Below are 15,667 nucleotides of genomic sequence, written 5' to 3'. Positions count from 1 at the left end.
AACCTGATATTACAAGTATGAATTACGGCTTTGTCATCAACAACGACTCCTGCATTGGGTGCCACGCCTGTTCCACCGCCTGCAAGAGTGAAAACGAGGTCCCGCTCGGCGTTCAGCGAACGTGGGTGAAGAGTGTCGAGAAGGGCGTTTACCCCAATGTCCGCCGCACCTTCCAGGTGACGCGATGCAATCACTGTGCGAACCCGCCCTGCGTGCGGATTTGTCCGGTGACCGCCATGTACCAGCGGCAGGACGGAATCGTGGAATTCGACCCCGATGTGTGTATTGGGTGCAAGGCCTGCATGCAGGCCTGCCCGTACGATGCCATTTACATCGATCCGGAGACCCATACGGCGGCCAAGTGCCACTTCTGTGCACACCGCGTGGAGGTGGGGCTGGAGCCGGCCTGCGTGGTGGTGTGCCCCGAGCACGCCATTCTGGCCGGTGATCTGGACAACCCGGATACGGAAATCGCCAAGGTGCTCGCCGAGAACAAAGTGACCGTGCGCAAGCCGGAGCAGGGCACGGCCCCGAAACTGTACTACATCGGCGGCGACGCTGCCGCCATGCATCCGACCGCCACGGACCGGACCCCGACCAGTTTTGCCTGGGCCGACGTGCTGGAACTGGAGTCGGGCGCGGTCAAGAGCGGCGGCGACGGAGCCACCGGTCAGCCGCCGAACGCCGATCGCGGATCCCTGTCCAAGAGCGGCACCCCCATCCGGACGCCCGGAACGCAGGGCCTGCCGGGAGGCGGCCCCATCCTCATCGGGGACGGCCGCATGGCCGAACAGATGGTCCAGGTCGTGTACAATGCCCAGCACAAGGTGCCGTGGCACTGGCCCGTTCCGGCCTACCTGGTCACGAAGGGCATTGCCGCCGGACTGTTCCTGCTGGCCGCCCTCGGCCTGGTTTTCGATTGGGTCACGGCATCTCCCGTGGTCCTGGCGGGCGCCTCGGTGGCTACGGTGATCTTCCTGCTGGCCACGACCGCCCTCCTGGTCTATGACCTGGAGCGGCCCGAACGCTTCCTGAGCATCGTTTTCCGGCCCCAGTGGAAGAGCTGGCTCGTCCGCGGCGCCTTCCTGCTCATCGGGTTCTCGGGCCTGGCCACGCTCTGGGCGGCTGCCGAAGTGGCCGCCTGGCAGGGCTGGCTGGCCACCGATCTGGTAGCCGCCTGGCGACCCTGGTTGCTGGGCGTGGGTTCGCCGCTCGCCATCGGAACCGCGGTCTACACGGCGTTCCTGTTCAGCCAGGCGGAAGGTCGGGATCTGTGGCAGAATTCGCTCTTGCCCTTCCACCTGATTGTCCATTCCATCGTGGCGGGCGCCGCCACCCTGTTGGCCGGAGGTGCCCTTGCGGGCTTGTCCGCCGACTGGATGCATCTGGCCTGGGTGGCCCTGTCGGTGGCCCTGGTCGTCGACCTGGTCGTCACCATCTTCGGTGAAGTGGGCATGTCCCATGCCAGCGAAGCCGCGGCCAAGGCGGCCCACGACATCACCCACGGGCGCTACGCCCGCGCGTTCTGGTGGGGAAGCGTTGGTCTCGGCCACGTCCTGCCCCTGGTCCTGGCCGCCGGGTTCTTCTTCGTTCCTGCCGCCGCGGCATGGATGGCCGTGGTCGGCGTGGCCGCCGGACTGTCTGCCCTCGTTGGCCTTTACCTGTATGAGCACGCCTTCGTGATGGCGCCGCAGGACATACCGAACAGCTGATCTGTCATGGACAAACCTTTTGGCCTCCCCACCTTCTCGGAATCCGATCGGACACCGCACCAGGACCGACCGGAAATGACCACGGTCATCCACCCGGATGGGCGCATGAGCCAGTATCCGCCCACCGACCGGTGGGATGACTGGGTGGAATGGGACGGCAAGCAATGGCCCAAGAAAGTGGCCCGCCACTACACCCTGGTGCCCACCGTCTGTTTCAACTGCGAAAGCGCCTGTGGCCTGTTGGCCTACGTGGACCGGGAGACCCTCGAAATCAAGAAGTTCGAGGGTAATCCGAAACATCCCGGCAGCCGCGGCCGGAACTGCGCGAAAGGACCGGCCACCATCAACCAGGTGTATGACCCCGAGCGCATCCTGTACCCGCTGAAACGGGTCGGCAAGCGGGGCGAGGGCAAATGGAAGCGGATTTCCTGGGATACGGCGCTGGAGGAAATCGGCGAAAAGATGCGGGAAAGCCGCAAGAAGCGCCGCGACGGCATCATGTACCACGTGGGTCGTCCGGGCGAGGACGGCTACACCAATCGATGCATCCAGGCATGGGGCGTGGACGGACACAACAGCCACACGAACATCTGTTCGGCGGGCGCCCGGGCGGGGTATTTCCTGTGGTCGGGTTTCGACCGGCCGAGCCCCGACTATGCGAACGCCAATGTGGTGCTGCTCATTTCGAGCCACCTGGAAACCGGGCACTACTTCAATCCGCATGCGCAACGCATCATGGAGGCGAAGAACCGGGGTGCCAAGCTCATCACGCTCGACCCCCGGCTGTCGAACACCGCATCGAAATCCGATGTCTGGTTGCCGACGTGGCCGGGCTCGGAGCAGACCTTGCTGCTGGCCATTGCCAATTATCTCATCCAGAATGACCTGTACGACAAGGCCTTCGTGGAGGAATGGGTGAACTGGGAGGACTCCCTCACCTTCTTCCGGTCGAATCCGTACGACAACGTGGTCTTCGACGTCCCGGAAAACCCCACCTTCGAGGACTTCGACCGGCTGCTGAAGGCCCTCTACGCTGAGTTCACGTTCGAACGTGCGGCGGCCGAGGCCCAGGTGCCCATCCAACGCATCCAGGAGGCGGCAGAAATCATTTCCCGTTGCCAGGGCCGGTTGGCGGCGCACACGTGGCGGAGTGCTTCCATCGGAAACCTGGGCGGCTGGCAGGTGGCACGGTGCCTGCTGTTCCTGAACGTGCTCACCGGAAGCGTGGGCAACGAGGGCGGCACGTCCGGCAACTCCTGGAACAAGTTCGTCCCGAAACCCTTCTCGTCGCCGCCGCCGCTGAATGCATGGAACGAACTGCATTTGCCGCACGAATGGCCGCTGGCGTTCTACGAAATGAGTTTCCTGTTGCCGCATTTCCTGGAAGAGGGCCGCGGAGACATCGACGTCTACTTCACGCGCGTGTACAATCCGCTCTGGATAAACCCGGACGGGTTCATGTGGATGAAGGCGCTCCAGGACGAGGAGAAAATGAAGTGCCACGTGGCGCTGACGCCCACCTGGAACGAATCGGCCTGGTTCGCAGACTACGTGTTGCCCATGGGGCACGCGGGTGAACGGCACGACCTCATGAGCCAGGAAACCCACTCCGGGCAGTGGATTGCCTTCCGGCAGCCCGTCCGGCGGGTGGCCATGGAGCGGCTCGGCAAGAAGGTCACGCATACATGGGAAGCCAATCCGGGCGAGGTCTGGGAAGAGAACGAGTTCTGGATTGAACTGTCCACGGCCATGGACCCCGACGGGGCGCTCGGCGTCAGGCAACATTTCGAGAGCCCGTACCGGCCGGGTGAAATCGTTACCGTGGAGGAGTACTACCGCTGGATCTTCGAGAACAGCGTACCCGGCCTGCCGGAAACCGCGGCCAAGGAAGGCCTCTCCCCGCTCGAGTACATGCGGCGCTATGCCGCCTTCGAGGTGACGGCGCACAACTACCGGCCGTTCGCCAAGGACGGCGCCGGGTTCAAGACCCCGAGCAAGAAACTGGAGTTCTTCTCCCCGACCATGCGGGAGTGGGGATGGCCCGAAAAGGAATTCACCCTGCCGTGGACGCTCAAGAGCCACGTGCATCCCGACAACATCGACCGGGCGAAAGGGGAAATGCTGCTGCTGCCGAATTTCCGGCTGCCGACGCTCATCCATACCCGGTCGGCCAACGCCAAGTGGCTCTACGAACTGAGCCACAAGAATCCGGTCTGGATGCATCCGGAAGATGCCCGGCGACTCGGCGTGGATACGGGCGACCTCATCCGCGTCACGACCCGGATAGGGTATTTCGTGGACAAGGTGTGGATCACAGAGGGCATAAAACCCGGCGTGATTGCCATGAGCCACCACCTGGGTCGCTGGCGCCTGAAAGAGGGCGAGGGGCTGAGCCGGGGCGCATCGAACCTGGTGACCATCTCGCAACCCTCGTCCAAGGAGAACCGGCTGCGCGTTGAACACGGCGCCACGGCATGGGAATCCTTCGACCCCGATACGAGCCGCATCTGGTGGGAAGACGTGGGCGTCCACCAGAACCTGACCCATGCCGTGCAGCCGGACCCCGTATCGGGACACCACTGCTGGCTGCAGAAGGCGTTCAACGTGGAAAAGGCCCGTCCGGAAGACCGGCACGGTGACGTGTTCGTGGACACGGACGCCTCCATGGAGAACTACCACGAGTGGGTTGCGCTGGCCCGGTCGGCAGTCGACCACAGCCCCGACGGGACGCGCCGGCCCTACTGGCTGAACCGTCCGTTGAAACCGGTGAAGGAGGCCTATGCCCTGCCGGACATGCCGTTCGGCCGCCCCGACCGGAATAAACCGAGTGCAAGACCATGAAACAGCATCATACCGTCGTCATCATTGGAGGAGGAACCGCGGGGCTGACCGTCGCCGCCCGGCTGAAGAAGGCCCGGCAAGCGCTGGACGTGGCCGTCGTGGAGCCGTCCGATACGCACTGGTACCAGCCGCTCTGGACGCTGGTGGGCGGTGGGCTGAATTCGGTCTCCGATACCGCGCGGCCCATGGCCGACGTCATGCCGAAAGGGGTGACCTGGATCAAGGAGCGGGCCGGATCCTTCCAACCGGAAAGCAATGCCCTGACGCTGGAATCCGGCGGCGAACTGACCTACGACTACCTGGTCGTCGCACCCGGCATCCAACTCAACTGGCATCTCGTCGACGGACTGCCCGAGACCCTCGGACGAAACGGCGTGACCTCGAATTACCGGGTGGACCTGGCTCCCTACACGTGGCAGGTCATCCAGGGGCTGAAGGGCGGGCGGGCGCTGTTCACGCAGCCGTCGACCCCCATCAAGTGTGGTGGCGCGCCCCAGAAAATCATGTACCTGACGGCCGATTACCTGCGCAAGCACGGCCATCTGGTCGATGTGGACATCCAGTTCATGTCGCCCGGCACGGTGGTCTTCGGCGTATCGGAGTTCCAGGAGACCCTGTTCAAGGTCATCGAGCGGTACGGCATCACGTTCAACCGCCAGCACGAACTGATTGCGGTCCGGGGCGACGAGCAGGTGGCCGTCATCCGCGTGACGGATGCCGATGGCAACACGACCAACAAGGAATTCGAGTTCAACATGCTGCATGCCGTGCCGCCGCAGTCCGCCCCGGACTTCGTGCGGCAGAGCCCGCTGGCCAACGCCGAAGGCTGGGTGGACGTGCACAAGCACACCCTGCAGCACAATACGTATGCCAACGTGTTTTCGCTGGGCGATGCCAGCTCGACCCCGAATGCCCGGACCGGTGCCGCCGTCCGGAAACAGGCCCCGATCGTGGTCGGCAACCTGTTGGAGCACATGGATAAAGGGACGGTCGGCAAGGTCGGCTCCTACAACGGATACAGCTCCTGTCCGCTCGTCACGGGGTACAACAGTCTGGTGCTGGCGGAATTCGACTATGACAACCGCCCCGACCCCTCCTTCCCGTTCGATACCACGAAGGAGCGGTGGTCCATGATGATGATGAAGCGCTTCCTGTTGCCGGCCATGTACTGGCACGGGATGTTGAAGGGACGCGCCTGATGCCACACAGCATGCCCGACGCCGAAGAGCTCAGGCGGTTGGGGGGCGTGGCCGCCATGCCCCGCGCGGAGCTGGGCGATGCCCACGCCGCCGCACACTACCGGGTATTCGTGCATGAAGCCATGCCGGTGGCGTCCATCTATCTCTCGGCGGACGGCATGATGAATCCGGACGGGCACATTTCGGAGCTGCTGGCGCAGGCGGCAGAACTGCTCGATCAGGCAGCAGAACGGATGGATACGCCCCAAGCCGATCTCTCAGCGTCCAATAGCGGTATGCTCGCGGCCTTTCTCATGGAGCACGTTTCCCCCTGGCTGCCGCTGCAGACGGCCGCCGTGCGCCGCATGGCGGTGGACGAGGAAACCGTGCGCTGGGCGGACGAGATGGACCGGATCATGAGGGCAGCTCATGCTCAGTCCACTGAGGGGCAGCCGACCGGCCGGGACCACGCGTCTGCATCTGCCGGCGCAACGGAAATGCCACCCGAAACCCTCCTCCCCCCGGTCGAGGACATCCTGGACGATCCGAAGACCTCCCTGGCTCGGATCGGGCGGCATCTGTCGCTGCCGGCGCAGTGCGGCCTGTTCCTGACCCACACCGACATCCACGAGGCGGCCCGTTCGTTCCGCGTACCGACCGGATTCGGCAGTCGGGCGCGCAGCCTGGAGGGATTGCTCCGGGGCGCGAGTGCCTACGATGCACTCGAGGACGTCTGCGCCGTACTCAGCGCGCACGTGGACGCCACCGAAGCACGTTGGCCGGAATTCGTGGGCGCGGCGTGGCAGCAGGCCTGGAACGACCGGCTGGCGGCGACGCGCCTACTGCTCGAGCGGATGGTGACCGCCGTCGCCGCGGGGTAGCAAGGCGCGCTCCCAGTCGGTGAGTACGGCCTGTACCGCATCGAACGGCGTCATGAACAGGTGACCCGGCCCCATTTCGTCGTCGAGTCCGGCCTCGCGCACCGTTTCCAGCACCGGCTCCTTCATGCCCCCGATGACCAGGCGGATGTGCCGAGCCGAGAGTGCATCGTGCAACTCCGACAGTACGGCCAGGGCCGTGGTATCGATGTCATTGATGGGCTGGGCGTCGATCACGACCGCCCGGTACGGCGCATCGGCGACCTCCTCGATAATGGTGTCGCGCAGGCGTTCGGCATTGGCGAAGGAAAATGACGCATCCATCCGGACCATCAGCAGGTCGTCCACTTCGATGGCTTCGGGGTGATGCGTGACGTCGCGGAACGTCTGGGTGCCCGGGATGAGTCCGAGCCGGACGATGTTCGGACGGCTTATCCGCGCCATGATGGCCACCACCGACAATCCGACGCCCGTCAGGATGCCTGCCTGGATGCCCACCATGAGCGTCACCGTGAACGTGACCAGGGCGATCACCCCGTCGACCTTCTTGGTGCGCAGCAGGTAGCGCAGTTCGCGGATGTCCACCAGGCCGATGGCCGCCATGATGATGATGGAGGCAAAGATGGGGATGGGCAGGTAGAAGAACAGCGGCGTCAGGAACAGCAGCGTCACGGCAACGACGGCCGCAGCAAAGAAATTCGAGAGCGGGGTCTGGGCGCCGGTGCCTTCGCTGACCGCACTGCGGGAGAAGCTGCCCGACACGGGTGCGCCCTGGAACAGACCGGCCGCGGCGTTCGATGCGCCGAGGGCCACCAGTTCCTGGTTCGCATCGAGCCGGTATCCGTATTTGCCGGCGTAGAGCTTGCCGAGCGAGACGACGGTCATGAACTGCACCAGCGCCAGCATGATGGCGGACGGCACGAGCGCCTGCACAATGCCCCACCCGCCGGCGGGGACATCCACGGAGGGCAGGCCCGTCGGGATGACGCCAACGGTGTCGACGCCGATCGTGTCCAGGCGGAAATACCACACGGCGAGTGTGGACAGGGTGACGGCCACGAGGGCGCCCGGGACGCGCGGCAACCAGTGTTTGATGGAGGCCAGCAATACCATGCCCGCCAGACCGATGAGCAGCGTCAGCACGTGGATGTCTGCCGCTTCCCGGAACAGGGCCATCATGAGGGCCGGGAGGGCTGTGCTCTGGGGCATGGGAATGCCGAGCAGGCTCTTGAGCTGGCTCAGGCAGATGACGATGGCGGCGGCACCGGTGAACCCGGAAATGACGGGCCGGGACAGCAGGTTGACCAGGAAACCGAAGCGCATGAACCCGAGGAGCATCTGGATGATGCCCACCATGAGCGTCAGGGCGAGCACCAGACCCACGTATTCCGGCGTGCCGGACGGGGTGAACTGGGAGACCGCCGCGGCCACAATGAGGCAGTCGATGGCCATGATGCCGAACGCCAGATGCCGGGACGAGCCCATGAAGGCGTACACCACCAGCGGCAGGAGGCTGGCGTAGAGCCCGTGGATGGGCGGCAGGCCGGCCAGGCTGGCATAGGCCATGCTCTGGGGAATGAGCATGACGCCGACCGTGATGCCGGCCACCGCATCGCCCCGGAACAGGGTCCGGTCATAGCGGGGCAGCCAGTCCAGGATCGGCAGGTAGCGCTTCATCATCCGGAAAGATAACGTTGGGCGGCTTCCACGGCGTCATGGATTTCCAGGGCCATCCGGTCCCGTCCCACCCGTTCCAGGAGGCCTGAACGATCCATGATGTCTGCCACCGGACCCTTCACGCCCGACAGGAAGAGGGCAATGCCGCGATCGCCGAGCTCCTCCAGCAGGGTTTCCAGGCCGTGCACGGCCGAGGCATCCATCCGGTTCACCGGATACATGTCAATCAGGACCACGCGCGCATCGGTCCGCTTGTCCAGCAGCTCCATGACCGTATCCCACAGGAAGTCCACATTCGCGAAGAACAGCGAGGCGTCCACGCGCAGGATGGCAATCCCGTCGGGTTCGACGGCCGACGGCCAGCGCTGCAGGTTCTTGTACGTGGTGGTGCCGGGCAGGCATCCCAGGCGGGCCACATGCGGCCGCGAGGCCTGCTGTACGACCATCAGGATGGACAGCACGACGCCCACGAGGATGCCCTCCTCAATGCCGAGCGCCAGCGTCGCCACGAACGTGACCACGAGCAGGGCCAGGTCCGGCTTGCTGGTTTTCCAGAGATGCAGCGCATCGCGCCAGTTCACGAGCGGGTACACCGCCACGAGCACGATGGATGCGAGCAGGGCTTTCGGAAGATGCGTGAAGAGGGGCGTCAGGAACAGCAGGGTCAGTCCCACCACTCCTGCGGAAATGAGGCTGGCGAGCGAGGTGCGTGCGCCGGACTGGTCGTTGACCGCACTCCGGGAGAAGCCGCCTGTGACCGGGAAGGACTGGAACAGGGCGCCGGCGATGTTCGATGCGCCGAGCGCCACCAGTTCCTGCGAGGATTCAATCCGGTCGCCGTGTTTGGCGGCCAGGCTCTTGGCCACGGCAATCGACTCCATGAAACCCACCAGACCGATGGCCAGGACGGTCGGCAGGAGTGCCGTGACCTGGTCCATGGCCGGGACCGTGAACGACGGCATGGGCAAACCGGCCGGGACGGTGCCCACAATGGGGACTTCGAGCCCGAAATACCATGTGGCGGCCGTACCGAGCGCCACCACGATGAGGGCTCCCGGCAGCCGGCGTTTGACCATCCGGAAGGCGACGAGCAGGACAATGCCCGCGGCGCCAACGAGGGCCGCCGTCGTGCTGACCTGCAGATGCCCCACCTGGCTGTACCCAATCATGAGCGCGGCCGCCGACGTGAACCCGCTCAGCACCGGGTGCGACAGGAACGCCGTCAGGAAACCGAACCGGGCCAGCCCCAGCGCCAGCTGGAAGACGCCCACCAGGAACGCCAACAGGATGGCCAGCGTGATGTAGGCTTCCGTACCCTGGTCCGCCAGCGCGCCGACGCCCGTGGCCACAAGCAGGGAGACCATGGCTACCGGCCCGACGGCCAGTTGCGCCGAGGTGCCCATGAAGGCGTAGACCAACAGGGGTACGAGCGAGGCATAGAGCCCGTAGATGGGCGGCATGCCTGCGATCATGGCGTAGGCCATGCCCTGGGGAATGAGCATGACCCCCACCGTGATCCCGGCGTTCACGTCCCCCGAAAGGAACCGCCGGTCGTACCCCTTGAAGGCCTTCAGGGCCGGAAAGAAGGAGGTCACGCGAGTGCGGGTGCTCCCGTGGCCAGGTCATTCGACAGCGCCCACTCCTCGAAGTCGCCTTCGACGTAGATGACGTCGTGGCCTTCGCGGGCCAGGAACGCGCTGGCCACCGCCGCGCGTCCACCGGTCTTGCAGTGGATGGCCAGACGTCCGCCCGTGGGCACTTCGCCCTTGCGGGGAATGAGCCGGGTGTACGCCAGGTTCTGGGCGCCGGGAACGTGCGCGGCCTCATATTCGGCCAGGTTGCGCACGTCCAGTACGGTCACGTCGTCCTGCGCCGCCAGTTCGGGGAGCTGGGCGATGGTTGCGAACGGAATCTGGGCCACTTCCCCGTGCGTGTCGGCGTAGGCCTCCAGGGTTTCCGGGGTGGCATATCCTTCAATCCGGTCGAGCCCGATGCGGATGAGGTCGCGAACGGCCTGGTCCACATGCTCTTCCTCGATGATGAGGTAGATGGGCGTTTCGTCGTCGATGATGGATCCGGCGGCCGTGTTGAACGACTTGTTGAATCCGGCATAGAGCGAGCCCGGCAGATGGCGGGCCATGAAGGCCGCCTTGTCGATCCGGGTATCCAGGATGGCGACGTCCGTGCGTCCCACCAGGCGCTTCAGGTCATCCACGAACAGGTGGCGCGGGTTGGGCAGCGTGCCCAGGACCTTGGGCCCCAGCTTGTTGTCGCGCTTCATCCGGGCGAAGTAGAGCGGAGGCTCCGGCTGTCCGTCCAGGATGGCCGCCACGAAATCGTCCTCGCCGCGCATGGCGGTCTGGATGGCCACGTTGAAGCGTCGCTCGTACCCGACCGTCGTGTCCGGAACGGCACCCAGGGCCTTGCCGCAGGCCGAACCGGCGCCGTGGGCCGGCCACACCTGCAGGTAATCCTCCAGGTCCAGGAACCGCTGCACGGACTGGAACAGGGTGCGGGCCGAGGGCTCCATGACGCCGGCGTGTCCGGCGGCCGATTCCAGCAGGTCCGGACGGCCGAGGTCGCCCACGAACACGAAGTCGCCCGATGCGAGGCCGATGGGCGCGTTGGCGCCGCCACCCAGGTCGGTGATCAGGTAGGACAGGTGCTCGGGCGTATGGCCCGGGGAATGCACCGCGCGGAACTCGATGTTGCCGACCTTGAACGTATCGCCGTCCTTGAGCAGGGTATAGTTGTAGTCGGAGCCAATGAGCCACTCGTACTTCCAGTCGGCATCGCCCTCGTCGGAAGCGTACACGTGGACGCCGCGCTCGGCGAACTCGCGCATGCCCGTGAGGTAGTCGGCATGGATGTGGGTGTCCACCACGGACGTGATGGTCAGGCCCTCCTTCTCGGCGATGTCGATGTAGGTGTCAATGTCCCGCTCGGGGTCGATGACAATGGCCTCACCGGTCTTCTGGCATCCAATGAGGTAGGCGTATTGCGCCAGCTTCTCGTCGAAGATCTGTCTGAACAGCATGGTCTCTGTGTGTTTTGTTTTGAAAAATATGGCCCGTCAGCCGACACGCGGGTCGGTCAATGCGGGAGGCGGGGGCGCAGGACGCCGTAGGTGTACGTGCCGGCCAATGCCGCGGCAACCGCCACCAGGATGACCGTCATGCCGGTGCCCGCCAGTGCGAACATGGGACCCGGGCAGGCGCCTGTCAGGGCCCAGCCGACTCCGAAAAGGGTGCCTCCCAGCCAGTACCGGGTACCCGGTGCGGACAGGTCCTTGGGAGGAATGACAATGGGTTCGCCCGAGAGCGTGCGGACGCCGCGGGACTTGATGATGCGTACGGAAACGGCGGCGACCAGCACGGCGCTGCCGATGATGCCGTACATGTGGAAGGCCTGGAAGCGGAACATCTCCTGGATGCGGTACCACGAAATGATCTCGCTCTTGGCGGCCACGATCCCGAAGGCGATGCCCACGAGCAGATAGGGCAGGAGTTGGCGGATTTTCATGGCTACAGCAGGATGGGGAGAAGGAGATGCGTGACCAGCAGTCCACCGGCGAAGAAGCCCAGGACCGCAATGAGCGATGCGGGTTGCAGGTCGGCCAGCCCACTGATGGCATGACCGGAGGTGCATCCCCCTGCATACCGGGCGCCGAATCCGACCAGGAAGCCCCCCACTACGATCAGGATGAACCCGTTGAGGCTCAGGAGGCCTTCCCAGGAGAAGAACTGCTCCGGAGCGTATCCATTGAATTCCGTCACGCCCAGCAACGCCAGGTCGGCTTGCGTGGCCGATGAAAGGGCGATCGGATCGGGATTCGCCAGGAACAGGGTGGCGAGGAACGCCCCGATCAGGATGCCTGCCGAGATGGTCAGGTTCCAGGCGTTGGCGCGCCAGTCAATCTGGAAGAACGATACCTTGGTCGGCAGGATGGCGCACATGGTGCGCAGGTTGTCCGAAATGCCGAATTGCTTGCCGCCCAGGAGCAGCAGGACGGGTACCGTCAGCCCGATGAGGGGGCCGGCCACGTACCAGGGCCAGGGTTGGGACAGGAAGTCGATCATGGGGGAGGTGGGCTGGTGATATGCCGGTTGTATTGACTTGTCATGACAAGTGTTTCCGCATAAGATATGAAGAAACGACAAAACGGTCTATTACCCCAGCCGCACGTCCACCGCCTGCAGTTGCAGTTTCGTGCGTCCGTTCCAGGTGTTTTCCTGGATGGAATGCAGCATTTCGAGTGGCTGACCCGTGGCCTGGCTCTCGGTAACCACGTCCAGGTGCTTTGCCATGCGGAACCCGATCACGTCACGACGCTGTCCGCCGTCGCGGTCCTTCACCGCGAACCGGAGGTGGGACCGGTCCTTCCCGACCGTCGAAATGGGGCCCACGACCTCCAGGTTGGAGGACTGGAAGATGGGCATCTCGTTGTCGGCGCCGAACGGCGCAAACTGGCGCAGGATGCTCCAGAACTTGGCATCCACGTCCCTCAGGGCCAGTTCGGCATCCACGTGCACGACCGGCTCCAGGACGTCGGCCGTAATGGCGCCGGACACTGCCTGCTCGAACCGGTTGGCGAATTCCGCGAGGTGCGCCACCGGCAGCGTGACGCCGGCCGCGAAGTCGTGGCCGCCGAACTCCGTCAGCAGATCCTCGCATTCCTGCAGCGCGGCGTAGATGTTGATGCCGGCCACCGACCGGGCCGATCCCTTGGCCATGCCGTTCAGGGTCGTCATCATGATGGTCGGCCGGTAGTGCCGCTCCACCAGCCGGCTGGCCACGATCCCGATGACCCCCAGATGCCAGTCCTCGTCGTGCAGCACGATGGTGTGGCGGGATCCCTTGGCCAGCAGGCGGTCGGCCTTCGCAAAGGCCAGTTCCTGCGTTTCCTGGTCCAACTCCCGCCGCTCCTGGTTCAAACGTTCCAGTTGGCGTGCCCGCGCGACCGCCTCCAGTTCGTCGAAGGCCAGCATGAGGGCGACCGCGCGCGACGCATCGCCGAGTCGGCCCGCGGCGTTTATCCGGGGTCCGAGGGCAAAAATGATGTTCGATGCGGAGCAATCGCTCATGCGGACGCCTGCCTCCTCGGCAAGCATCTTCAATCCCACACGCGCATTCGTGCGCAGCCGTTCGAGGCCCTCGCGCAGCAGGATGCGGTTCTCGCCCGTTACCGATACCACGTCACTGGCCGTGGCCAGGGCGACGAGGTCCAGGAAATCCGTGAGCGGGGTGCGGGACCGCTGGAGCCGGCTTTCCAGGGCCTGGGCCAGTTTGAACGCGACGGCGCAGGCGCACAGCTCCTTGAACGGGTAGTCGCAGTCGGCCCGCTTGGGATCGACCACGGCAATCGCGTCCGGCAGTACGGCCTGTGGCGTGTGATGGTCACAGATGACGAGGTCCAGCCCCACGCTCCGGGCGTAGGCGGCCTCCTCCACCGCCGTCACGCCACAGTCGAGGGCGACGACCAGGCTCGCGCCTTCCGAGACGGCATGATCCAGTCCCTTCACGCTCAGCCCGTAGCCGTGCTTGAAGCGATCCGGAATGAAATAGCAGACGTCCCCGCCCACGTCGCGCAGGTACCGGGTCAGGAGCGCCGTGGCGGTCGTACCGTCCACGTCGTAGTCCCCGTAGACCAGGATCCGCTCGTCGTTCTCGATGGCGAGGACCAGACGATCCACCGCCAAATCCATGTCCCGCATGAGGAAAGGATCGTGCAACTCCGATATTCCGGCCCGGAAATAGTGGCGCGCGGAATCGAAGGTATCGATTCCGCGCGCCACCAGGGTACGGGCGAGCGCGGGGTGCAATCCGTTCAGTTGCCGGGCCAGATCGGCGACCTCGGCTTCGGACGGGACGGGTTTTATTTGCCAGCGTTTACGGCTCATGCTGCTCATGGGGCCTATACCAATGAGCCGCGGGAATGATGCAGCGCTCAACGACCGCTTTTCCTGCGGGTCGCTCCTACGTACTGCGAGGCGCCGGGAACGGCGTCTTGAACGTGAAGGCTTCCGCGGTCGGGCCATCTTCGCGCAAACGTGCGAGCCGGTCCGCGGCTTCCGACAGGCTGGGCCGGTGTCCCTCGGGCACCCACCACAGCACCACGTAGGCCTCCTTCATGTGCAGGAACCACTCCTTGCGCCGGCCAATGAAATCGGCGTGTCGGGAGCGGTACACGTAGGCGTGCATGTCCTCCAGGGAGGCCCACACCGAGACGTTCACCACGATGTCGTCGCCAAAGAGCGTGCGAACCTCGTCATTGTCCTCGTCCAAATGCCACAGGAATCCGGGGGATGCGTAGGCCAGCGCATTGACCTGCCCGATGTTCGCCACGAAGTCGGCCATTTCGGGCGCGTCCAACGGATGCGCCGTGCGGGCAATATTCAGAAGGGCGAGTTGCGGCACGGCGGAAGGCGGGCGGCGGGCAGAGGGCGGAAATGGTGGGCGATGTAGGATTCGAACCTACGACCTCCTGTGTGTAAGACAGGCGCTCTAACCAACTGAGCTAATCGCCCGAAACCGACGGCGGAATGAGCCGTTCGGGAGAGCGGGAAACGGGACTCGAACCCGCGACCCTCAGCTTGGGAAGCTGATGCTCTACCAACTGAGCTATTCCCGCATGGTATCCGGCCGCTGCAAGGTTTATTGCAGAGCCCGCAAAATTACTCTGGTTTTTTATGAATGTCAACGGGGAGCGTTGACCTTAAAGGGTGTTTGCGTATCTTTATCGGTCTGCGCAGTTTTGCGCGCCAGGCATCCCCGTCCTGGTAGACCGTTACCACCGAAATCAGCAGAGTCATGAAGAGAACGTATCAACCGAGTCGACGCAAGCGCGCCAACAAGCACGGTTTCCGGGCTCGGATGTCGAACAAGAAGGGTCGCCAGGTGCTGGCGCGTCGTCGCGCCAAAGGACGCAAGGTCTTGACCGTCAGCGACGCGAAGCCAGGCAAGTAGATTGCCCCACCGTTTTCCGCGCTCCCACCACCTGAAGCGGCAACGGCTTGTTCGTCCCTTGTTCGACCGGACAGCGACCGATTCCAGGACGGTTTCCTCAGGGTCCGTCCGGGTCGTATATCGCATTGCCAGTGAACGTGAAGCCGGCCCCGGACATTGCATCCGAGCCGGCTTCGCTGTTCCAAAGAGGACCGGCAACGCCGTGCAGCGCAACCGCATCCGCCGGATCATGCGGGAAGTCTGGCGGCAGCATCCCCGCGTTTCGGATCCGGAACTCATCCATGCGCTGGGCCAGCGCAACGAAGTCGTAACGGCTATGGTCCTTTTCCGGTCAACCCGCGACGACATCCCGCGTATACCGCACGATCTCACAGACGCCATCGCCCGACTGGAGCTGCCGGGCACAACCTGAACC

13 protein-coding genes and 2 tRNA genes are annotated in these 15,667 nt (G+C 64.5%); 6 read left to right on the top strand and 9 right to left on the bottom strand.

From position 1 onward, the window contains the following. The first annotated feature begins 17 nt into the window (after positions 1 to 17). The 4 genes from nrfD to RIE53_10525 are packed head-to-tail and all read left to right on the top strand — an operon-like array spanning position 18 to position 6,612. A complete protein-coding gene (gene nrfD, locus RIE53_10540; protein MEQ9105125.1) occupies positions 18 to 1,712 on the top strand; it encodes an NrfD/PsrC family molybdoenzyme membrane anchor subunit in 1,695 nt (564 codons plus the stop codon). A 6-nt stretch (positions 1,713 to 1,718) separates the two neighbouring features. Next, positions 1,719 to 4,553, top strand: coding sequence for a molybdopterin-dependent oxidoreductase (locus tag RIE53_10535; protein ID MEQ9105124.1), 2,835 nt, complete (start codon positions 1,719 to 1,721; stop codon positions 4,551 to 4,553). After that, positions 4,550 to 5,752, top strand: coding sequence for an FAD/NAD(P)-binding oxidoreductase (locus RIE53_10530; GenBank protein MEQ9105123.1), 1,203 nt, complete (start codon positions 4,550 to 4,552; stop codon positions 5,750 to 5,752). The genes RIE53_10535 and RIE53_10530 overlap by 4 nt, the downstream gene beginning before the upstream one ends. Before the next feature lie 11 nt (positions 5,753 to 5,763). Beyond that, on the top strand, positions 5,764 to 6,612 hold the full coding sequence (locus RIE53_10525) for a molecular chaperone TorD family protein (GenBank protein MEQ9105122.1): 849 nt from the start codon (positions 5,764 to 5,766) through the stop codon (positions 6,610 to 6,612). Here the strand turns inward: RIE53_10525 and RIE53_10520 are convergent. From RIE53_10520 to RIE53_10480, 9 genes are all read right to left on the bottom strand, one after another. Beyond that, positions 6,571 to 8,289, bottom strand: coding sequence for a solute carrier family 26 protein (locus RIE53_10520; protein ID MEQ9105121.1), 1,719 nt, complete (start codon positions 8,287 to 8,289; stop codon positions 6,571 to 6,573). The genes RIE53_10525 and RIE53_10520 overlap by 42 nt on opposite strands. Next, the gene (locus RIE53_10515; GenBank protein MEQ9105120.1) at positions 8,286 to 9,881 is read right to left on the bottom strand and encodes a SulP family inorganic anion transporter; all 1,596 of its coding nucleotides are present in this window, start codon (positions 9,879 to 9,881) and stop codon (positions 8,286 to 8,288) included. Before RIE53_10515 ends, RIE53_10520 begins: the two co-directional genes overlap by 4 nt. Further along, entirely contained in the window at positions 9,878 to 11,323 is a 1,446-nt protein-coding gene (locus RIE53_10510; GenBank protein MEQ9105119.1) for an MBL fold metallo-hydrolase, read from the bottom strand. Before RIE53_10510 ends, RIE53_10515 begins: the two co-directional genes overlap by 4 nt. 56 nt (positions 11,324 to 11,379) lie before the next feature. Then, on the bottom strand, positions 11,380 to 11,808 hold the full coding sequence (locus RIE53_10505; GenBank protein MEQ9105118.1) for a YeeE/YedE thiosulfate transporter family protein: 429 nt from the start codon (positions 11,806 to 11,808) through the stop codon (positions 11,380 to 11,382). Between the two features lie 2 nt (positions 11,809 to 11,810). Next, positions 11,811 to 12,365 carry a YeeE/YedE thiosulfate transporter family protein gene (locus tag RIE53_10500; GenBank protein MEQ9105117.1) on the bottom strand — a complete coding sequence of 185 codons (555 nt, stop codon included), beginning with the start codon at positions 12,363 to 12,365 and terminating at the stop codon, positions 11,811 to 11,813. 90 nt (positions 12,366 to 12,455) lie between these two features. Next, complete coding sequence (gene recJ, locus RIE53_10495) at positions 12,456 to 14,186, bottom strand: single-stranded-DNA-specific exonuclease RecJ (protein MEQ9105116.1); 1,731 nt, start codon at positions 14,184 to 14,186, stop codon at positions 12,456 to 12,458. A 76-nt stretch (positions 14,187 to 14,262) separates the two neighbouring features. Beyond that, complete coding sequence (locus RIE53_10490; protein MEQ9105115.1) at positions 14,263 to 14,703, bottom strand: DUF3291 domain-containing protein; 441 nt, start codon at positions 14,701 to 14,703, stop codon at positions 14,263 to 14,265. 33 nt (positions 14,704 to 14,736) lie between these two features. Next, positions 14,737 to 14,813 (bottom strand) — tRNA-Val (locus RIE53_10485). A gap of 31 nt (positions 14,814 to 14,844) precedes the next feature. Beyond that, positions 14,845 to 14,917, bottom strand: a tRNA-Gly gene (locus RIE53_10480). Between the two features lie 179 nt (positions 14,918 to 15,096). Here RIE53_10480 and rpmH point away from each other — a divergent pair. Then, positions 15,097 to 15,252: a 50S ribosomal protein L34 gene (rpmH, locus tag RIE53_10475; GenBank protein ID MEQ9105114.1), complete on the top strand. Its 156-nt coding sequence runs from the start codon at positions 15,097 to 15,099 to the stop codon at positions 15,250 to 15,252. Between the two features lies 1 nt (position 15,253). Then, positions 15,254 to 15,664 (top strand): ribonuclease P protein component, encoded by a 411-nt coding sequence (locus RIE53_10470; protein MEQ9105113.1) that lies wholly within the window; start codon positions 15,254 to 15,256, stop codon positions 15,662 to 15,664. Positions 15,665 to 15,667 lie beyond the last annotated feature (3 nt).

It is taken from the genome of Rhodothermales bacterium, assembly GCA_040221055.1.
Taxonomy (GTDB): domain Bacteria; phylum Bacteroidota; class Rhodothermia; order Rhodothermales; family UBA10348; genus 1-14-0-65-60-17.
Note: the sequence above shows the minus strand (reverse complement) of the source record. Positions and strands in the feature narration are given on the sequence as shown.